Below are 298 nucleotides of genomic sequence, written 5' to 3' on the forward strand. Positions count from 1 at the left end.
TTCTGTAACTAAACCTTTATCTAAACTTGATGGTAAATTTGTATCTGGTTTTTCTTCAGGTTTTGTTTCAGGTTTTGGATCTGGCTTCACTTCTGGTTTTTCTTCTGGTTTAGGATCTGGCTTCACTTCTGGTTTTTCTTCTGGTTTTGGGTCTGGCTTCACTTCTGGTTTTTCTTCTGGTTTTGGGTCTGGCTTCACTTCTGGTTTTTCTTCTGGTTTTGGATCTGGTTTCACTTCTGGTTTTGTTTCTTTTTCTACTGCATTAATAGAGTTATATAAGAATTGGCTATATTGTTCA

The 298-nt window shown here is 36.2% G+C and carries 1 pseudogene; it reads right to left on the reverse strand.

Features of this window, described 5'->3' with window-relative positions:
• Positions 1-298: pseudogene (locus MR168_RS34055) on the reverse strand (S-layer homology domain-containing protein); the annotation flags it as partial.

Source organism: Bacillus cereus group sp. BfR-BA-01356, from assembly GCF_022663635.1.
In the GTDB taxonomy this organism is placed as follows: domain Bacteria; phylum Bacillota; class Bacilli; order Bacillales; family Bacillaceae_G; genus Bacillus_A; species Bacillus_A cereus.